This is a genomic window from Geodermatophilus sp. URMC 61 (assembly GCF_052931555.1).
In genome coordinates this window covers 4,386,802-4,406,300 of record NZ_JBRFHZ010000002.1, presented here as the reverse complement: position 1 = coordinate 4,406,300, position 19,499 = coordinate 4,386,802, and the positions used below count along the sequence as shown (strand labels likewise).

The following is a 19,499-nucleotide window of genomic DNA, read 5'->3' as shown; positions in this document are numbered from 1 at the left end:
CTTGCCACCGCCCCCGGGTGGAGGGTGGTGTGGTCGTGTGGTCAAGCCCTCGGCCTGTTAGTACCGGTCAGCTCCAACACCTCGCGGTGCTTCCACCTCCGGCCTATCAACCCGCTGGTCTGGGCGGGGGCCTTACCCGGTTGCTCCCGGTGAGAGACCTCATCTTGAAGCGAGCTTCCCGCTTAGATGCTTTCAGCGGTTATCCCTGCCGAACGTAGCCAACCAGCCGTGCACCTGGCGGTACAACTGGCACACCAGAGGTTCGTCCGTCCCGGTCCTCTCGTACTAGGGACAGCTCTTCGCAAGTCTCTTACGCGCACGGCGGATAGGGACCGAACTGTCTCACGACGTTCTAAACCCAGCTCGCGTACCGCTTTAATGGGCGAACAGCCCAACCCTTGGGACCTACTCCAGCCCCAGGATGCGACGAGCCGACATCGAGGTGCCAAACCATCCCGTCGATATGGACTCTTGGGGAAGATCAGCCTGTTATCCCCGGGGTACCTTTTATCCGTTGAGCGACACCGCTTCCACATGCCGGTGCCGGGTCACTAGTCCCAGCTTTCGCTCCTGCTCGACCCGTCGGTCTCACAGTCAAGCTCCCTTGTGCACTTGCACTCGCCACCTGATTGCCAACCAGGCTGAGGGAACCTTTGGGCGCCTCCGTTACCCTTTGGGAGGCAACCGCCCCAGTTAAACTACCCACCTGACACTGTTCCTGATCCGGATCACGGACCCAGGTTAGACATCCAATTCGACCAGAGTGGTATTTCAACGGCGACTCCACGGACACTGGCGTGCCCGCTTCACGGTCTCCCACCTATCCTACACAAGCCGAACCGAACACCAATATCAAGCTGTAGTGAAGGTCCCGGGGTCTTTCCGTCCTGCCGCGCGTAACGAGCATCTTTACTCGTAGTGCAATTTCGCCGAGCCTGTGGTTGAGACAGCTGAGAAGTCGTTACGCCATTCGTGCAGGTCGGAACTTACCCGACAAGGAATTTCGCTACCTTAGGATGGTTATAGTTACCACCGCCGTTTACTGGCGCTTGAGTTCTGAGCTTCGCCCCGAAGAGCTAACCCGTCCCCTTAACGTTCCAGCACCGGGCAGGCGTCAGTCCGTATACCTCGTCTTACGACTTCGCACGGACCTGTGTTTTTAGTAAACAGTCGCTTCTCACTGGTCTCTGCGGCCCCCCACCGCTGCCCCGCGCGAGGCGGTTCACAGCAGAGGGCCCCCCTTCTCCCGAAGTTACGGGGGCATTTTGCCGAGTTCCTTAACCACAGTTCGCTCGATCGCCTCGGTATTCTCTACCCGACCACCTGAGTTGGTTTGGGGTACGGGCCGCTCGGAACTCGCTAGAGGCTTTTCTCGGCAGCATAGGATCATCCCATTCACCGCAATCGGCTATGCGTCAGGCCTCACCCTGTCTGCGCCACGGATTTGCCTATGGCGCGGGCCACACCCTTGCACCGGTACCACCACTCACCGGTAGGACTACCTTCCTGCGTCACCCCATCGCTTGCCTACTACCAGGTCGGATCCCGCGCTCGACCGCGTTGGTCACAAGTGACCGCGGCGGCGTCGGGCGGTTAGCATCGCTGGGTTCGGCATGGGCGCTCCTTCGCGGGTACGGGAATATCAACCCGTTGTCCATCGACTACGCCTGTCGGCCTCGCCTTAGGTCCCGACTCACCCTGGGCGGATTAGCCTGGCCCAGGAACCCTTGGTCTTCCGGCGGGGGAGGTTCTCACTCCCCTCTCGCTACTCATGCCTGCATTCTCACTCGCGTGGCGTCCACGGCTGGATTCCTCCGCCGCTTCGCCCGCCACACGACGCTCCCCTACCCACCTCCACCCCTGGCCGGCGCCCCGAAAGGCGACGACGGGGATACGTGGAAGTGCCACGGCTTCGGCGGTGTGCTTGAGCCCCGCTACATTGTCGGCGCGGAACCACTTGACCAGTGAGCTATTACGCACTCTTTCAAGGATGGCTGCTTCTAAGCCAACCTCCTGGTTGTCTCTGCGATCCCACATCCTTTTCCACTTAGCACACGCTTAGGGGCCTTAGCCGATGATCTGGGCTGTTTCCCTCTCGACTACGAACCTTATCGCCCGCAGTCTCACTGCCGCGCTCTCACTTACCGGCATTCGGAGTTTGGTTGACGTCAGTAACCTTGTGGGGCCCATCGGCCATCCAGTGCTCTACCTCCGGCAAGAAACACGCGACGCTGCACCTAAATGCATTTCGGGGAGAACCAGCTATCACCGAGTTTGATTGGCCTTTCACCCCTACCCACAGCTCATCCCCCAGGTTTTCAACCCTGGTGGGTTCGGTCCTCCACGCGGTCTTACCCGCGCTTCAACCTGGCCATGGGTAGATCACTCGGCTTCGGGTCTAGAGCACGCGACTGCACCGCCCTGTTCGGACTCGCTTTCGCTACGGCTACCCCTCACGGGTTAACCTCGCCACGCACCGCTAACTCGCAGGCTCATTCTTCAAAAGGCACGCAATCACCGCCGCACCCCAAGGATGCGCTTCACGGCTCTCACGGCTTGTAGGCACACGGTTTCAGGTACTATTTCACTCCCCTCCCGGGGTACTTTTCACCTTTCCCTCACGGTACTCGTCCGCTATCGGTCACCAGGGAGTATTCAGGCTTAGCGGGTGGTCCCGCCGGATTCACACCGAATTCCACGGGCTCGGTGCTACTTGGGAAACACGTCCGGGAGGTGCGGCGTTTTCGTGTACGGGGCTCTCACCCTCTGCGGCGACCCCTTCCAGAGGCCTTCCACTAACGACCACACTTGCTCACTCCCTCGTCAGCCGGCAGACTGACGCGGACGGTCCCACGACCCCGCTTCCACAACCCCTGCCGGGTCTCACATGGAAACGGTTTAGCCTCCTCCGCTTTCGCTCGCCACTACTCACGGAATCACGGTTGTTTTCTTCTCCTGTGGGTACTGAGATGTTTCACTTCCCCACGTTCCCTCCACACGCCCTATGTGTTCAGGCGCGGGTCACACCACATGACTGGTGCGGGGTTCCCCCATTCGGACATCCTCGGATCAACGCTCGGTTGGCAGCTCCCCGAGGCTTATCGCAGCCTCCTACGTCCTTCATCGGCTCCTGGTGCCCAGGCATCCACCGTGTGCCCTTAACAACTTGGCCACACAACAACAACACACCCCACCCACACCCACCGGCACCGACCGGCCCTCCCACGGGAGGACACCATCGACACCGAACCGGGTCTGCGCGGGCCTGCAATCAAAGATGCTCGCGTCCACTGTGCAGTTCTCAACGACCAACCGGCCACCATCCGGACACCGCCCCGCCGAACCCCACCCCCGGCGCCAACGCGCACGGACGATGAGTGGTACGAGGACCCGAACGGCCCCGACCGAGACAACCCACCCCCACCCCGACCCGAGCGCACGGCGCCCGACCCGACCCAGGGGTCCGCTCCCTCAGGACCCAACAGCGTGCCTACGACCGGCCCTCCCGCGGTCCGCCCCGTTCCACACGGCCCCTCCAGGGGGAACCGCCGTACTGGGAGCAGCCACCGGCTGCCGGCCGAACTGGTCAGCGTTCCACCCTCGAGCACTGCCCCGAACACCCGCGGCCCTCCGGAAGCGGAGAACCATCACGGTCCGAGCACAGCTCTGCACCACCACGCGCACGTGGCGGCCGGTGCTCCTTAGAAAGGAGGTGATCCAGCCGCACCTTCCGGTACGGCTACCTTGTTACGACTTCGTCCCAATCGCCGATCCCGCCTTCGACGGCTCCCTCCCACACGGGGTTGGGCCACCGGCTTCGGGCGTTACCGACTTTCGTGACGTGACGGGCGGTGTGTACAAGGCCCGGGAACGTATTCACCGCAGCGTTGCTGATCTGCGATTACTAGCGACTCCAACTTCATGGGGTCGAGTTGCAGACCCCAATCCGAACTGAGACCGGCTTTTTGGGATTCGCTCCACCTCGCGGTATCGCAGCCCTTTGTACCGGCCATTGTAGCATGTTTGCAGCCCTAGACATAAGGGGCATGATGATTTGACGTCATCCCCACCTTCCTCCGAGTTGACCCCGGCAGTCTCCCATGAGTCCCCACCATCACGTGCTGGCAACATGGAACGAGGGTTGCGCTCGTTGCGGGACTTAACCCAACATCTCACGACACGAGCTGACGACAACCATGCACCACCTGTGCACGACCCCGAAGGACACGACATCTCTGCCGCTTTTCCGTGCATGTCAAGCCTAGGTAAGGTTCTTCGCGTTGCATCGAATTAAGCAACATGCTCCGCCGCTTGTGCGGGCCCCCGTCAATTCCTTTGAGTTTTAGCCTTGCGGCCGTACTCCCCAGGCGGGGCGCTTAATGCGTTAGCTGCGGCACGGAGACCGTGGAATGGCCCCCACACCTAGCGCCCAACGTTTACGGCGTGGACTACCAGGGTATCTAATCCTGTTCGCTCCCCACGCTTTCGCTCCTCAGCGTCAGTTGGTGCCCAGAGACCCGCCTTCGCCACCGGTGTTCCTCCTGATATCTGCGCATTTCACCGCTACACCAGGAATTCCAGTCTCCCCTGCACCACTCGAGTCGGCCCGTATCGACTGCAGGCCCGGAGTTGAGCTCCGGGTTTTCACAGCCGACGCGACCAACCGCCTACGAGCTCTTTACGCCCAATAATTCCGGACAACGCTTGCACCCTACGTATTACCGCGGCTGCTGGCACGTAGTTGGCCGGTGCTTCTTCTGCAGGTACCGTCACCGTGAGGCTTCGTCCCTGCTGAAAGAGGTTTACAACCCGAAGGCCGTCATCCCCCACGCGGCGTCGCTGCGTCAGGCTTCCGCCCATTGCGCAATATTCCCCACTGCTGCCTCCCGTAGGAGTCTGGGCCGTGTCTCAGTCCCAGTGTGGCCGGTCACCCTCTCAGGCCGGCTACCCGTCGTCGCCTTGGTAGGCCACTACCCCACCAACAAGCTGATAGGCCGCGGGCCCATCCTCGGCCGGAAACCCTTTTCACCACCGACCATGCGGCCAGCGGTGCCCATCCGGTATTAGCCCCAATTTCTTGGAGTTATCCCAGAGCCGAGGGCAGGTTGCCCACGTGTTACTCACCCGTTCGCCACTGAACCCACCACCGAAGCGATGAGCCCCGTTCGACTTGCATGTGTTAAGCACGCCGCCAGCGTTCGTCCTGAGCCAGGATCAAACTCTCCGTAGATGCCTGAAACCCGGCCGAGAACCGAGAACCGGACGCTCTCGATCAATCTCAACCCAAAGAAACCCACAAAGGGGTTGATACTATGGCACTGACTTTCGGCACGCTGTTGAGTTCTCAAGGAGCGGACGCGCTCGCACTCCAGCCTTTTCGGCCTTCGTCCGAGGCGGTATCTCCACTGTACACCGCGCTCCGCAGCGGTCAAACCTCGGGGGTTTGTCCGGCGGTTTCCCAGGCTTGCGGCCCGGTCCGTTCTCGCTCGGTGCAGGAGGAACAGTACACCACCCGCGGGGCCCCCTGCAGGGGGGTCCGCGGAGGGGCTGCCCTCCCGGTCGGTGACCCTGCGCCCAGGGGCACCTGTGTCCGTCGGACCGGCTGAGGGGCCGTGCCTCAGGACGTCCGGGTCAACGTCGTCCGCCACGCTCTGCTTCCGCATCCGGCCGCACCCTGCGTCACAGGGCGGGTGGTGGGGGCGCGCGGTGGTCTCGCGACCCGGTGCCGGTGACGACGCCGCGAGCCCTCGTCTGCTTCCCGCCGCATCCGGGCTCCTCGTCATGGAGCCGGGGGCTGGAAACCGGACGGTGTGGGCTGCGGTGTCCCGGCGTGCGGGTGCAACGCGGCCTCCCTGCGATCACTTCCTTCCGTGTCCGTGGCCTGCGTCACACCGCTCAGGCGACGCCCCGGGGACGGAACTGGACGCTGACCCGCGGCCCGACGGGCTTGGTGGTCTTTGGGATGCAGTGCTCCCACGTCCGCTGGCAGGAGCCGCCCATGACGACCAGGTCCCCGTGGCCCAGGGGGAACCGGAGGCTCTCCCCGCCGCCGACCGGGCGGAGCAGCAGCGGTCGCGGCGACCCGAACGACACGATCGCGACCATCGTGTCGGCACTCCGCCCGCGACCGATCCGGTCGCCGTGCCAGGCCACGCTGTCGCGACCGTCGCGGTAGAGGCACATGCCGGCGCTGACGAACGGCTCGCCGAGCTCCGGGCCGTAGTGCGCGTCGAGTGCATCCCGCGCCTCGGTCAGCAACGGGTGCGGCATCGGCTCGTCGCCGCCGTACCACCGCAGCAGGCGGGGGACGGCGACCTCGCGCTCGTACATCTGCCGACGGTCCGCCCGCCAGCCGATGTCCCCGAGCAGCACCTCGAGCACCTCGTCGGACCCCTGGACCCAGCCGGGCAGGTGATCGACCCAGGCGGCGCGGCCGAGGTGGTGCCGCGTGACCGCGAGCGGCCCGAGCGTGGCCTCCTCGGCGAGGTCCCACATCGACGGCTGGTGTGCGATCGACATGGGCGGAGGCTACGCCGGATCGAACGCGTGTACGAGTGGAAGACGCCAACGACTCGGCCAGGAGATGGCCCGCCCCGGGTCCGCCGCGACCCTGCGAGTGGCGGGGGCAGAGGCGGCCCCGTCCCGGGTCCCGCCCTGAGCCTGCGAAGGGTGGGGAGGACGGGCGGCCCCTCTGCAGGGTCCCGCCGCGAGCCTGCGAGTGGCGGGGGCAGAGGCGGCCCCGTCCCGGGTCCCGCCCTGAGCCTGCGAAGGGTGGGGAGGACGGGGTCCTTCCTTCAGGCGGTGAGGGCGAGGGCGAAGGGCAGGACGCGGGAGGCGCCGGCCAGCCGCAGCTCGCGGCCGGCGACGGTCATGGTCCAGCGTGAGTCGGCGAGGTCGTCGACCAGCAGCAGCGGCACCGGGCCCAGGTGGGCCAGCCGCTCGCGCAGCTCCGGACCGACGACGAGCCGCTGCCACACCCCCGCCAGCCGGAAGGCGCTGTTGCCGCCGGCCTGCCCGGTCGGCCCGCCGTGCGCGAGGGAGAGCTCCCCGAGGTAGGGCAGCCGGCCCAGCCCCGCCAATCCCTGCGCCAGCCCGGTGACCAGCCCGGGACGGCGGCGGGAGGGCACGGCGACCACCGCGGCGGGGCGCTCGGCCCAGTCCCAGGCGGCCAGCACCCGCGCGCAGGCCCGCAGCAGCTCCTCGTCCGGCGGGACGTCGGAGGGCGTCCGCCGCACCGGCACGTCGAAGGCGGCGTCCGGGTCCTCCTCCAGCCCCGGTGCCTCGAGGTCGACCACGCCGCCGACGCCGTCGTCCCCCAGCAGGGTGCGCAGCCGCTGCCCCCAGCCCAGGTCGGTGAGCCGGGCGACGGCCCGGCCCGGGTCGAGCTGCTCACCCTGCGCGATCTTCCCCTTGACCTCGACGCCGAGGCGGTCGGCGCCGGTGGGCCACTGGGCGCGCGGCGCCAGCTCGACGCCGGGCCGGTCGAGGGCGGCAGAGGCGGCCTGGGCCGCCCCCTCGGGGACCTCGGTCGAGTACCAGGGGCCGGCGCAGACGTCGCAGCGACCGCAGGGTGCGGCGGTGGGGTCGTCGAGAGCCTCCTGCAGGTAGGCCATCCGGCACCGCGCCTCGTCGACCGGCTTCGCGTACGCGATCATCGCCCGCTGCTCGGCCTCGCGGGTGCGGGTCACCCGGGCGTAGCGGTCGGCGTCATAGACCCACGGCCGGCCGGTGGACCGCCAGCCGCCCTGCACCCGCTCGACCGCGCCGTCCACCGCGAGCACCTTGAGCAGCAGCTCGAGCCGGGAGCGGCGGACGTCGGCCACCGTCTCCAGCCGGGCCACCGACCACGCCCTGCCGTCGGCCATCGCGGCGAGCACCGCGGCGGCGTGGTCCTCCCGCGGCATGGAGGAGGTGGCGAACCACTGCCAGATCGCGATGTCCTCGGGGCCGGGCAGCAGCAGCACGTCGGCGTGCTCGACGGCGCGTCCGGCGCGGCCCACCTGCTGGTAGTAGCTGACCGGCGACGACGGCGCCCCCAGGTGGACGACGAAGCCGAGGTCGGGCTTGTCGAAGCCCATGCCGAGCGCCGAGGTGGCGACCAGCGCCTTGACCCGGTTCTCCCGCAGCGCCTCCTCCGCGTCGCGCCGGTCGGCGTCGTCCAGCCGGCCGGTGTAGGCGCGCACCTCGTGGCCGGCGTCGCGCAGCAGCGCGGCGGTCTCCTCGGCCGCGGCCACGGTGAGCGTGTAGACGATGCCGCTGCCCGGCAGGTCGCCGAGGTGGGCGGCCAGCCAGGCCAGGCGCGCCCGGTCGGTGGGCAGCCGGAGCACGCCGAGGCGCAGCGAGTCGCGTGCCAGGGGGCCGCGCACCGTCGTCACCCCCACGCCGCCGGCGCCGAGCTGCTCGGCGACGTCGGCGACGACCCGCTCGTTGGCCGTCGCGGTGGTCGCGAGCACCGGTGTCCCGGCGGGGAGCGTGCCGAGCAGGTCGCGGATGCGGCGGTAGTCGGGCCGGAAGTCGTGGCCCCAGTCGGAGACGCAGTGCGCCTCGTCGACGACGAGCAGGCCGCAGCGGGCCACCAGCCCGGGCAGCTGCTCCTCGCGGAAGCGCGGGTTGGTCAGCCGCTCCGGGGAGACCAGCAGGACGTCGACCTCGTCGGCGGCCAGGGCGGCGGCGACGTCGTCCCACTCGGTGGCGTTCGCGCTGGAGATCTCGACGGCGCGGATGCCGGCGCGGGCCGCGGCCGCGACCTGGTCGCGCATCAGCGCGAGCAGCGGGCTGACCAGCAGGGTGGGCCCGGCGCCGCGGCGGCGCAGCAGCGCGGTGGAGACGAAGTAGACCGCCGACTTGCCCCAACCGGTGCGCTGTACGACCAGGGCGCGCTCGGAGCGCTCGACCAGCGCGGCGACGGCGGCGTCCTGCCCCTCGCGGAAGACCGCGTCGGGGCGGCCGGTCAGCTCGCGGAGGACCTCGAGGGCCTCGGTGGCGAGGTCGGCGGACGGCGCGGCGGTGCTCATGGCTCCCGACAGTAGGCAGAACGGGCGACAGGACCGGTCGCCGCGCGGACCCTGGGGAGGGTGGAGGAGGATCCACAGGTGATGCGACCACCGGACAACCACGTGCACACCAGGTGGTCCTGGGACACCGCCGGCTCCTCCACGATGGCGCGCGCGTGCCAGCGGGCCGTCGACCGGGGCCTGCCCGCCATCGCCTTCACCGAGCACCTCGACTTCACGACCTGGACGCCGGAGGACCGCGCGACCGCCGAGGGACTGGTCGACCGGCACGCCTCCCGGCACCTGCCCATCGACGTCGAGGGCTACTTCGCCGAGCTCGAGGAGTGCCGCGAGCGCTTCCCGCAGCTGCGGATCTGGTCGGGCGTGGAGACCGGCGAGCCGCACCTGTTCGCCGCGAGCGTCGCCGCCCACCTGCGCGACTCCCCCGTCGACCGGGTGCTCGGCTCGCTGCACTCGCTGAGCCAGGACGGCCGGCTCTACGGCGTGGGCCGGCTCCTCTATCCCGACCCGGACACGACGATGCGCCGGTATCTGGCCGAGGTCGTCGACATGGTGGAGGGCAGCGACGTCTTCGAGGTGCTCGCCCACGTCGACTTCCCGCGGCGGTACTGGCCCGGCGGCAGCGACCGGTACGCCGAGAAGGACTACGAGGAGGAGTACCGCGCGGTGTTCCGGGCGCTGGCCGGCACCGGCCGGGCGCTCGAGGTGAACACGACCAGCCCGCTGGCCTCGGTCGACCAGGTGCGCTGGTTCTACGAGGAGGGCGGTGCGGCGGTCAGCTTCGGCAGCGACGCCCACCAGCCGGCCGGCGTCGGCCAGCACTTCGACCTCGCCGTGGACGTCGTCGAGGCGGCGGGCTTCCGGCCCGGGCGGGACGCCTTCGACTTCTGGCGCCGCTGAGCCGGGCGCTCAACCCGCCAGCCGGTCCAGCGCCGAGCGCCACGTCCGCGGGAAGGCGACGGGCCCGAGCACCCGCTGGGCCAGCAGCACGGCCCGCCCCCGCAGTCCCCGGCCGCCGGCGTGGTGGATGGTCACGTCGACCCGGCTGCCGCCGTCGTCCCGCGGCGTGATCAGGACCTCGCCGGTGCCCCGGTCGCAGTGGTCGCTGTCGATGAGCGTCCAGGTGACGCGGTCGGGAGCAGTCCACTCGTAGCGCAGCAGGACCCACAGGTCGACGCCGGCGCTGCCCTCCCGGAGGACGGCCCAGCCCTCCCCGTGGTCGCGGACCTCGTACTTGGCCGGGTCGAGCGTCTTCGACCACACCTCGAGCCGCCGCTCGCTCACGTCGGTGAACGCCGTGAAGACCTGCTCCGGGCTCGCGCGGGTCTCCAGGTGGAAGTGGACGCGCATCGCCGTCTCCCCTCGGGCACCCCGCTGTCGGCAGATCCTCCTCCCGTGACCGCGGCGGAGGGGGGCCACCCAGCCACGGGGTACTTCACCGCTAAGAGAAGCGGCGCTAGGGTCGCGGAGGTGACCTCAGGCCGCGTCGTCATCGCCCTCGGGGGCAACGCGATGACCGGCCCGGACGGCTCGGCGACGCCCGGCGCACAGCGCGACGCGATCGCCGCGGCCTCCCGCCACGTGGCCGCGGTCGTGGCGACCGGCGTCCAGGTGGTGCTCACCCACGGCAACGGGCCCCAGGTGGGCAACCTGCTGGTCAAGAACGAGCTGGCCGCACACGAGGTCCCGCCGGTCCCGCTGGACTGGTGCGTCGCACAGACCCAGGCGACCATCGGCTTCACGCTCGCCGACGAGCTCGACGCCGCCCTGGCCGCGCGCGGGCTGCCGCAGCGCACCGCCGCCCTGGTCACCCGCACCCTCGTCGACGCCGACGACCCGCACTTCCGGGAGCCGTCCAAGCCGGTCGGCCGCTTCCTGCCACGCGAGCAGGCCGAGCGCTCGATGGCCCACGGCCAGGTGTGGGAGGACCGCGGCGCGCGCGGCTGGCGGCGGGTCGTCGCCTCACCCGAGCCGCAGCGCGTGGTCGACGTCCCGGCGGTGGAGGCGCTGCTCGCGGCCGGGTTCGTCGTCGTCTGCGCCGGCGGGGGCGGCGTCCCGGTGGTGGACGATCCCGACGACCCGGCCCACCCCGGCGGGGCACTGCGCGGCGTCGAGGCCGTGATCGACAAGGACCTCACCGCGGCCCTGCTGGCGCGCGACCTGGACGCCGGCACGCTGGTGATCGCGACCGACGTCCCCCAGGTGCTCGTCGGGTACGGCACCCCCACCGCCCGACCGCTCGGCCGGGTCACCCCGGCGGAACTGCGGGCGCACGCCGCGGCCGGCGAGTTCGCCCGCGGCTCGATGGCCCCCAAGGTGGAGGCCGCGCTCCGCTTCGTGGAGGCGGGCGGCGCCCGTGCCGTCGTCACGTCCCTCGAGCACATCGCCGACGCCGTCACGAGCGACGACGTCGGGACCGTCCTGCAGAAGGACCCTCCTGCCCCCCACGACTCGCAAGCCCGCGGCGGGGCCCTGCAGGAGGGCCACACCCGTCCCTGGAGAAGAGGAACCCACGTGCCCGCACCGATCGAGGTCCGCAAGATCCCGCTGCACAACGTCAGCGACGCCTCAGAGCTGGCGAAGCTCATCGACGATGGCGTCATGGCGGCCGACCGGGTCGTCGCCGTCATCGGCAAGACCGAGGGCAACGGCGGCGTCAACGACTACACGCGGATCATCGCCGACCGCGCCTTCCGCGAGGTGCTGCTCGAGAAGGGCAGCCGGTCCAAGGAGGAGGTCGCGCAGATCCCGATCGTGTGGTCCGGCGGCACGGACGGCGTCATCAGCCCGCACGCGACGGTCTTCGCCACGCTGCCCGAGGACGCCGTCGAGAAGACCGACGAGCCGCGGCTGACGGTCGGCTACGCCATGAGCGACGTCATCCTGCCCGAGGACATCGGCCGGATCGCCATGGTCGAGAAGGTCGCCGAGGGCGTGCGCCGCGCGATGAAGGAGGCCGGCATCGAGGACCCGGCCGACGTCCACTACGTGCAGACCAAGACGCCGCTGCTGACCATCGAGACCATCCGCGACGCCAAGGCGCGCGGCAAGGACACCTACTACGACGAGCCGCACGGCTCGATGGACCTGTCCAACGGGACGACGGCGCTGGGCATCGCGGTGGCCCTCGGCGAGATCGAGATGCCACGCCAGGAGCAGGTCATGCGCGACCTGTCGCTGTACAGCGCCGTCGCGTCCTGCTCGTCGGGCGTGGAGCTGGACCGGGCGCAGATCGTCGTCGTCGGCAACGCCCGCGGGCACGGCGGGGACTACCGGATCGGGCACTCGGTGATGAAGGACGCGCTCGACCAGGACGGCATCTGGAACGCCATCCGGGATGCCGGGCTCGAGCTGCCCGAGCGGCCGCACCCCTCCGACCTCGGCGACCGGCTGGTCAACGTCTTCCTCAAGTGCGAGGCCGACCCGACCGGCTACGTCCGCGGCCGGCGCAACGCGATGCTCGATGACTCCGACGTCTTCTGGCACCGCCAGATCAAGGCGACGGTGGGCGGCGTGGCGGCGTCGGTGACCGGCGACCCGGCGGTGTTCGTGTCGGTCGCGGCGGTGCACCAGGGCCCGTCGGGGGGTGGCCCCGTGGCCGCGATCGTGCGGGCCTGACGCTTCCGCGCCGCGGCGCCGGCCCGGGAGTTCTGGGAGCGGCGCCGCGGAGCGGTACCTCACCCGTATCGCCGTCCGCGCTGGAGGCGGTGCAGCTGCAGCCCGAGCGGCCACGGGCCACCGACCCCTCCGGCACCCCGGTCACCGAGGCGACCGTGCGCGCCAATCTGCGGCTGGCCGCCGTCGACACCCAGCGCGTGCGGATCCACCGCGGCTTCTCCACCGATCCGGCCCTGCGAGCCGCCGTCGGTGCCCCGTTCGACCTCATCGTGATCGACGGCGACCACTCGCGCGACGGCGTGGCCGCCGACCTGGAGTGGACGGAATCGATCGCCGCACCTGGGGCGGTCGTCGTGGTGGACGACTACGGCGACCCCGGCTGGCCGGGCGTCGCCCAGGCCCTCGACGAGCACCTCGCCCACGGATCGGCGATGCAGTTCCGCGGCGCAGTGTCGACGTCGGCCTTCCTCACCATGCCCCGCTGAGCCGAGCGACGTCGGGGACGTGGGGTCCGGACGTGTCCGGAAGCCCCCGTTCCCGACGTCCCGCCCACATCAGGGCAGGATCGCGTCGACGTAGCCGCCGTCGACCCGCAGTGCACCCCCGGTCGTCGCCGAGGCCAGCGGCGAGGCGAGGTAGACGCACATGTTGGCGATCTCCTCGGGCTCGATCAGCCGCTGCAGCAGCGACTGCGGCCGGTGCTGCCGCATGAACTCGCGCTGGGCGTCGTCCCACGGCAGGTCGGCGCCGACGAGGGAGTGCACGAACTCCTCGACGCCGCCGGTGTGCGTCGGGCCCGCGATGACCGAGTTGACCGTGACGCCGGAGCCGGCGGCCTCCTTGGCGAAGCCGCGGGAGACGGCGAGCAGCGCCGTCTTGGTCATGCCGTAGTGGATCATCTCGGCCGGGATCGTGACCGCCGAGTCGCTGGCGATGTACTGGATGCGGCCCCAGCCGCGCTCGCGCATGCCCGGCAGGTACGCGCGGGTCAGCCGGACGGCGGTCAGCACGTTGGTCTCGAAGTAGCGGCGCCACTCGTCGTCGCTGATCTCCAGCGCGGGCCGCGCCCCGAAGACGCCCAGGTTGTTGACCAGGACGTCGACGTCGGGCACCCGGTCGAGCAGGCCCGCCGTGCCCGCGTCGGTGGTGACGTCGCCGGCGACGCCGGTCACCTCGCCGTCGATGCCGGCGGCAGCCGCGTCGAGCCTGGCGGCGTCCCGGCCGGTGAGGATGACGGACGCCCCCGCCCGTGCCAGGCCGGTGGCGATCGCCAGGCCGATGCCCTGTGACGAGCCGGTGACGAGCGCGCGCTTCCCGGAGAGGTCGATCCGCATGCCTCGACCAAGGCGCCGGTCGGGGCGGGTGTTCCTGAGGGCAGGCGCGCCGCGTCCGGGTGGCCTCGCGAGCCCGGACGCGGGCGGGTCCCCTCAGGCGGTGACCGTCTCCAGGGTCACCGGCACGTTGCCGCGGGTGGCGTTGGAGTAGGGGCACACCTGGTGGGCCGCCTCGACGAGCTGCTCGGCGGTGGCCTGGTCGATCCCGCCGAGTTCGACCCGCAGGGTCACCTCGAGCGCGAAGCCACCGGCGTCGTCCGGGCCGATGCCGACCTCGGCGGTGACGGCCGAGTCGGTGACGGTCGCCTTCCGCCGGCGGGCGACGAGCTTCAGCGCGCTGTGGAAGCACGCCGCGTAGCCGGCGGCGAACAGCTGCTCGGGGTTGGCGCCGCCGCCGGGGCCACCCATCTCCTCCGGCACGGCGAGGTCGAGGTCGATCCGACCGTCGTCGATGCGGGTGTGGCCGTTGCGGCCCTCACCGGTGGCGGTGGCTACAGCGGTGTAGACGGCGGACACGGGCGGATCTCCAGGTCGTCACGGGGATGGACAGACGCACGGCCGGGTGCGTGGCCTGCTGTCACGGTGCGCGCAGGAACCGCGGCGGGACGGCGTCGACCAGCCACACGCCGTTCGCCGAGCGGGTGAAGACGGCGCCGTCGCGCGCCATGCCCTCGGCGTCGACCCGGAGGACGACCGCACGCCCGTGCCGCGCCCCCACTCGGCACGCGGTGACCTCGTCGGGGCTGAGGTGCACCGCGTGCCGGCGTCCGGGGCGCAGGCCCTCGGTCTCGATGGCGGCCAGGTTCCGCTCCGCCGTCCCGTGGAACAGCGTCGGCGGCGGCCGCTCCGGGGCGTAGCCGAGGTCGACGGCGACGCTGTGGCCCTGGCTGGCGCGGATCCGCGTGCCGGTGTCGTCGAAGGCGAACCGGCGCTTGTCGTCGGTGGCGACGACGTGCTCAAGCTCGGGACGGGTCCAGCCGAGGGCCGCGAGCAGGGCGTCGACGTCCGTCCAGCCGGCCGCGTCGAGGGTCAGCCCGGCGCTGCCGGGGGCGTGTCGCAGCAGGTAGGAGAGCCGCTTGCTGCGCCGGACGACGTCGCGGGAGTCCACGCGCAGCCGCTACCCGCGTGGCGCGGGATCTGCACAGTCGCGGCGATCAGGGGTCCGATGGCCACGAGTGTGCAGATCTCGTGGGGGGATCAGCGGGAGTAGTGCTCGACGACGAGCTGCTCCTCGCAGACCACCGGCACCTCGTCGCGGTTCGGCACCCGCTCGACCCGGGCGACCAGGTCGGCCAGCCGGACCTCGAGGTAGGCCGGCGCGGTGGCGTGCGCGCCGGAGGCCGCGACGACGAACGGCTCCTTCGTCTTCGACTTCTCGGCGACCTGCACGAAGTCGCCCGGCGTGAGCCGGTAGGAGGGCCGGTCGACCCGCTTGCCGTTGACCAGCACGTGCTGGTGGGTGACGAACTGGCGCGCCTGGTAGATGGTGCGCGCGAACCCGGCCCGGAGCACGGTCGCGTCCAGACGGGACTCGAGGTCCTGGATCAGCGCCTCTCCGGTCTTGCCCCCGGTGCGGCGCGCCCGGTCGAAGGCGGCGCGCATCTGCGTCTCGCTGATGTCGTACTGCGCCCGCAGCCGCTGCTTCTCGCGCAGCCGGGTCGAGTAGTCGCTGTCCTTGCGGCGCTTGCGGCCGTGCTCACCGGGCGGGTACGGACGGCGCTCGAAGTACTCGACGGCCTTCGGCGTGAGCGGGATGCCGAGGGCGCGGCTGATCCGGACCTTGGGACGGGGCGTGTTCACGGGACCTCCAAATTTGGTTAGGCTCACCTTATTCCATCGTGTCGAGACCCACAGGGAGCCCCATGACCGCCGGTCCGACGCCCCCGCCGGTACAGCCCGATCGCAGCGCGGCGGCAGCCGCCGAGCGGGCGCGCACGGTCGCGACCCGGCCGGTCGCCGCCGTGCAGGCCCTCGGCCTGGGTACCAGCCGGCTGCTGGCCACGGCCACGCTGGACGACGGGCGGGTGCTGGTCGTCGTCCCCCGGTCCGGTGGGCTGGCGACGGCGGTCCGCGAGGCCCCCGAGGGCGACCTGGCGGCGAAGGTCACGGTGACCTCCCGCTCGACCCGGCCGCTGCGCAACCCGCTGCGGGCCCGGCTCGAGCTCGCCGGCTGGCTCATGCCGGTCCCCGCCGAGGACGAGGCCGAGCTGGTGCTGGCCTTCGCCGCCGTCCGCCCGGACGCCGGCCTGTTGGACGTCGGGCTCAGCGCGACGCTGTTGCGTCTCGACGTCGCCGAGGTGCTGCTGCACGAGGGCGGCGGCTGGACGGAGATCCCGCCCGAGGAGTACGCCGCAGCCCGGCCCGACCCGTTGGGCGCCGCCGAGGACGACCTGGTCGTCGAGCACGCCGGCCCGCTGGCCGAGCTGTGCGCCCGGGTGCAGGCCTGGGCCGGCGAGGACCCGGTGCACCTGCTCGGCCTCGACCGGCACGGGGTGCTGTTCCGGGTCGAGCCCCGCACCGGCTGCTACGACCTGCGCACGCCGTTCCCCTCACCGCTCACCTCGACCGGGGAGCTGCCGGCCGCCGTCCGGACGCTGCTGACCTGCGTCCGCTGAACCCGGCGAGATCGCGTGGTCGCGCCGGCCGTCAGGCGGCCGTGCGGGCCTCCGCGGCGAGGGCGGCCAGCGCCTGCTCGAAGCACGCGCGTGGAGGCTGCACCAGCCCGGCGCCGACCTGCCCGGTGCCGGCCACCCGCCCGGCCATGCCGGTGTTGATCTGCGGCAGCCACCCCGTGCGCGCCACGGCGAGGACGTCGATGCCGGTCGGCGAGCCGCGGAAGCCGAGGATCGGCACCTGCATCGCCGGGTTCTCGGCCAGGGTGAGCTGGTACATCCGCTCGGTCGTGGCCAGCGCGTCGGGCACCGTGCCGCCGACGAAGCGGACGATCGCCGGGGCTGCGGCCATGGTGAAGCCGCCGACGCCGTAGGTCTCCATGATCGCGGAGTCGCCGATGTCGGGGTTGGCGTCGTCCGGGCCGTAGTCGCCGAGGAACAGCCCGACCGGGGTGTTCGCCGGGGCGGTGAACCAGCGGTCGCCGGTGCCGGCGGTCTGGATGCCGAACTCGGTCCCGTTGCGGGACATCACGGTCACCATCGTGGAGCCCGGCACGTTCCTCGCCGCGTCCATGGCGAGCTTCGCCGTCGGCATGCCCAGGTTGAGGAAGAAGTGCTCGTTGCCGCCGATGAAGCGCAGCACCGCGGCGACGTCGGACGACGGCGCGTCGACCTCCACGACCGCCGGCGAGAGCTCGCGCAGGGTCATCAGCGAGCCGGCGCGGTTGCGGTTGTGCCCCTCGTCGCCCATCTGCAGCATCTGCGCGAGCACCGCCTTGACGTCCAGCGGCTCGGCCATCGAGCGCACCGCCGCCTGCAGCACCGGCCCCAGGACGTCGCGCATCCACCCCAGCCGGGTGAGCACCTCGTCGTTGTAGGCGCCCATCCGCAACACCTTGCCCAGGCCCTCGTTGAGGTTGCAGAACGCCTGGCCGCCGGTGACCGGGTCCTCCAGGCACCACGTCCACATGGACGGCGAGGTCACCCCCGCCATCGGCCCGACCGCGCGGTGGTGGTGACACGGGTCCAGGGCGATCTGCCCGGCGGCCAGGATGCGCTCCGCCTCCTCCGCCGTGGACGCCCAGCCCTCGAACAGGCAGGCGCCGATCAACGCGCCGCGCAGCGGGCCGCTCGCGTCGTCCCACCCGATCGGCGGGCCGGCGTGCAGCAGCGTGCGGTCGGGGAGGTCGAGCGCGTCGCGGGCCGGGCGGACGTCGACGAGGTGCGACCCGGCGGCCATCACGCGCTCCACGGCGGTGCGGTTGGCCGCGGCCCGGCGCCGGTCGAGCGCGAGGGTGGCCAGGTCGGCGGGGTCGCCGAAGCCGGGTGGGCGCCAGTCGACGTCGTGGACGTCGGCGCCCTGGGCGCGCAGCGCGGCGGAGAAGACGTCGACGCCCGCGGCGACGACCGTCGGCGTCCCGGACAGCAGGGTCATCGCGCTGCTCCCAGCAGGTCGAGCGCGTGCCGGGTGGCCTGCGCGTTGGAGGCGAAGACGGCCGCGCCGGCCGCGGCGAGCGCGTCGGCCTGGCGGGACCAGCCCTGCGGGTCGGCCTCGGTGCCGACCAGTGCGACGACGGCGGGCAGGCCGGCCGCCCGCAGCGCCGGGGCGAGCGTGGCGGCCGGGTCGGGATCGGCGCCGTGGCCGAGGACGACGTCCATCAGCACCACCGCGGGCTCCCCCGACGCGGCCACCCGGGCCAGCGCCTCGAGCCGCAGCGTCGGGTCGATCATCGGATGGGCCCGGCCCACGGTGAGCGCGTCGTCCCCGAAGTCGACCACCACGTGGCCGGTGGCGGACAGGTCCGTCCCGAGGTCCAGGTCCGGGCGCAGCGGGGTGTTCGAGCGGACGTCGCCGAGCACGGGTGCGGCCAGGAGCATCGCCTCGTCGGCGAGGGTGCCCCCGGCGTACAGCCCCTTGAGGACGGCGCCCGGCGCGGCCACAGCCGTCGAGTTCCGCGACGGCCACTGCGGCACCTCGACGCCCATCGCCGTGAGCACCCCCTCGACGGCGGCGGTCAGGTCGGGGCTCCCCGGCGACAGCGCGGCCGAGTGCACCGGCACCGACAGGTCCGCGGCGGCCTCCGTCACCGCCACGGCCACCGACGGCGCGGGCGGCTTGGACACCAGCAGCACGCGCTCGGTGGCGGGGTCGGCGTCGAGCAGGGCGAGCGCGTCGAGGGTGGCCAGCCCGCCGACCGCCTCGGACAGGTCGCGTCCGCCGACACCGAGCACGTGCGAGACCCCGACGCCGGCCGCGTCGAGCAGGCAGGAGACCTGCTGGGCGCCGGTGCCGGACGCCGCGACCAGCCCGACCGGCCCGCGGCGCACCACGTTGGCGAAGCCCAGCGCGAGGCCGGAGACGATCGCCGTTCCGCAGTCGGGACCCATGACGAGCACGCCGGCGTCGTGGGCGGCGAGCTTGAGCGCGACCTCGGACTCGACCGGGACGCCGTCGGAGAAGACCAGCACGCTGCGGCCGGCGGCGATCGCGTCGGCGGCCTCGGCGACGGCGTAGGGCCCCGGGACGCTGACGACGGCGAGCGCGGGGCCGTCGTCGTCCAGGGCGTGGAGCCCCGCACCGATCGTGCGCAGCGGCACGGCCTGCGTGGCGCCGGCCGTGCGTTCGCGGTCGGCCAGGGCGGTGTCGACGGCGGCGACCGCGGCGCCCAGCGCGTCGTCGTCCACGGCGGCGACCGCGACGAGGAGCTGGTCGGGTGAGGCGGACTCCGCAGGGGCCAGGCCCATGCCCGCGGCGAGCTCCAGGTTGAGCGGCGTGGCCATCGCGACGAGCACCGCGGTGACGCCCTCCCGGGCGCCGACGTCCCGGCTGACCTGCATCAGCCGGACCGAGTCGGCGTACACGCCGCTGCGCAGGGAGACGTGCCGTGGCGGCGTCGCGCTCACGCGCACTCCTCGCCGGC

General features: G+C 71.2%; 13 protein-coding genes and 2 rRNA genes. 4 read left to right on the top strand and 11 right to left on the bottom strand.

Annotation, left to right across the window (positions count from 1 at the left end; genetic code table 11):
* Nucleotides 1-37 precede the first annotated feature (37 nt).
* From ACU610_RS20595 to ACU610_RS20580, 4 genes are all read right to left on the bottom strand, one after another.
* A 23S ribosomal RNA gene (locus ACU610_RS20595) occupies nt 38-3,172 on the bottom strand.
* Nucleotides 3,173-3,705: 533 nt separating this feature from the next.
* Nucleotides 3,706-5,230: ribosomal RNA gene (locus ACU610_RS20590) — 16S ribosomal RNA — on the bottom strand.
* Together the 16S and 23S rRNA genes form the textbook arrangement of a ribosomal RNA operon.
* A 665-nt stretch (nt 5,231-5,895) precedes the next feature.
* Nucleotides 5,896-6,519 (bottom strand): alpha-ketoglutarate-dependent dioxygenase AlkB, encoded by a 624-nt coding sequence (locus ACU610_RS20585; protein WP_446769554.1) that lies wholly within the window; start codon nt 6,517-6,519, stop codon nt 5,896-5,898.
* Nucleotides 6,520-6,794: 275 nt separating this feature from the next.
* Entirely contained in the window at nt 6,795-9,014 is a 2,220-nt protein-coding gene (locus ACU610_RS20580) for a DEAD/DEAH box helicase (protein ID WP_446769553.1), read from the bottom strand.
* Nucleotides 9,015-9,095: 81 nt separating this feature from the next.
* Between ACU610_RS20580 and ACU610_RS20575 the strand changes: the two genes are divergently transcribed.
* Nucleotides 9,096-9,914, top strand: coding sequence for a PHP domain-containing protein (locus tag ACU610_RS20575; RefSeq protein WP_446770737.1), 819 nt, complete (start codon nt 9,096-9,098; stop codon nt 9,912-9,914).
* Nucleotides 9,915-9,923: 9 nt separating this feature from the next.
* Here the strand turns inward: ACU610_RS20575 and ACU610_RS20570 are convergent, their stop codons facing one another.
* Nucleotides 9,924-10,364, bottom strand: coding sequence for an SRPBCC domain-containing protein (locus ACU610_RS20570; protein WP_446769552.1), 441 nt, complete (start codon nt 10,362-10,364; stop codon nt 9,924-9,926).
* 120 nt (nt 10,365-10,484) lie between these two features.
* Here ACU610_RS20570 and atzD point away from each other — a divergent pair, with 120 nt between their 5' ends.
* A complete protein-coding gene (gene atzD / locus ACU610_RS20565) occupies nt 10,485-12,632 on the top strand; it encodes a cyanuric acid amidohydrolase (RefSeq protein ID WP_446769551.1) in 2,148 nt (715 codons plus the stop codon).
* Nucleotides 12,633-12,721: 89 nt separating this feature from the next.
* Nucleotides 12,722-13,117 carry a class I SAM-dependent methyltransferase gene (locus ACU610_RS20560; RefSeq protein WP_446769550.1) on the top strand — a complete coding sequence of 132 codons (396 nt, stop codon included), beginning with the start codon at nt 12,722-12,724 and terminating at the stop codon, nt 13,115-13,117.
* A 69-nt stretch (nt 13,118-13,186) separates the two neighbouring features.
* Here the strand turns inward: ACU610_RS20560 and ACU610_RS20555 are convergent, their stop codons facing one another.
* The 4 genes from ACU610_RS20555 to rpsD form a co-directional block, all read right to left on the bottom strand.
* On the bottom strand, nt 13,187-13,966 hold the full coding sequence (locus tag ACU610_RS20555) for an SDR family NAD(P)-dependent oxidoreductase (protein ID WP_446769549.1): 780 nt from the start codon (nt 13,964-13,966) through the stop codon (nt 13,187-13,189).
* Nucleotides 13,967-14,059: 93 nt separating this feature from the next.
* Nucleotides 14,060-14,482 carry an organic hydroperoxide resistance protein gene (locus ACU610_RS20550; protein ID WP_446769548.1) on the bottom strand — a complete coding sequence of 141 codons (423 nt, stop codon included), beginning with the start codon at nt 14,480-14,482 and terminating at the stop codon, nt 14,060-14,062.
* A 61-nt stretch (nt 14,483-14,543) separates the two neighbouring features.
* Nucleotides 14,544-15,074, bottom strand: coding sequence for an RNA 2'-phosphotransferase (locus ACU610_RS20545; protein ID WP_446769547.1), 531 nt, complete (start codon nt 15,072-15,074; stop codon nt 14,544-14,546).
* Between the two features lie 89 nt (nt 15,075-15,163).
* Nucleotides 15,164-15,766 (bottom strand): 30S ribosomal protein S4, encoded by a 603-nt coding sequence (gene rpsD / locus ACU610_RS20540; protein ID WP_446769546.1) that lies wholly within the window; start codon nt 15,764-15,766, stop codon nt 15,164-15,166.
* A 62-nt stretch (nt 15,767-15,828) separates the two neighbouring features.
* Here rpsD and ACU610_RS20535 point away from each other — a divergent pair, with 62 nt between their 5' ends.
* Nucleotides 15,829-16,581, top strand: coding sequence for a DUF2470 domain-containing protein (locus ACU610_RS20535; protein WP_446769545.1), 753 nt, complete (start codon nt 15,829-15,831; stop codon nt 16,579-16,581).
* Between the two features lie 31 nt (nt 16,582-16,612).
* On the opposite strand, the gene ACU610_RS20530 is transcribed toward ACU610_RS20535, so the two are convergent.
* Both ACU610_RS20530 and ACU610_RS20525 read right to left on the bottom strand, forming a co-directional pair.
* Entirely contained in the window at nt 16,613-18,013 is a 1,401-nt protein-coding gene (locus tag ACU610_RS20530; RefSeq protein WP_446769544.1) for a DUF1116 domain-containing protein, read from the bottom strand.
* A complete protein-coding gene (locus tag ACU610_RS20525; RefSeq protein WP_446769543.1) occupies nt 18,010-19,482 on the bottom strand; it encodes an FdrA family protein in 1,473 nt (490 codons plus the stop codon). The genes ACU610_RS20530 and ACU610_RS20525 overlap by 4 nt, the downstream gene beginning before the upstream one ends.
* Nucleotides 19,483-19,499: the final 17 nt, after the last annotated feature.

What these genes read in the sequence shown, in the direction of transcription:
- ACU610_RS20580 (WP_446769553.1), bottom strand. Translation starts at nt 9,014, where the DNA reads ATGAGCACCGCCGCGCCGTCCGCCGACCTCGCCACCGAGGCCCTCGAG.
- ACU610_RS20575 (WP_446770737.1), top strand. Translation starts at nt 9,096, where the DNA reads ATGCGACCACCGGACAACCACGTGCACACCAGGTGGTCCTGGGACACC.
- ACU610_RS20570 (WP_446769552.1), bottom strand. Translation starts at nt 10,364, where the DNA reads ATGCGCGTCCACTTCCACCTGGAGACCCGCGCGAGCCCGGAGCAGGTC.
- ACU610_RS20530 (WP_446769544.1), bottom strand. Translation starts at nt 18,013, where the DNA reads ATGACCCTGCTGTCCGGGACGCCGACGGTCGTCGCCGCGGGCGTCGAC.
- ACU610_RS20585 (WP_446769554.1), bottom strand. Translation starts at nt 6,519, where the DNA reads ATGTCGATCGCACACCAGCCGTCGATGTGGGACCTCGCCGAGGAGGCC.
- ACU610_RS20535 (WP_446769545.1), top strand. Translation starts at nt 15,829, where the DNA reads ATGACCGCCGGTCCGACGCCCCCGCCGGTACAGCCCGATCGCAGCGCG.
- ACU610_RS20555 (WP_446769549.1), bottom strand. Translation starts at nt 13,966, where the DNA reads ATGCGGATCGACCTCTCCGGGAAGCGCGCGCTCGTCACCGGCTCGTCA.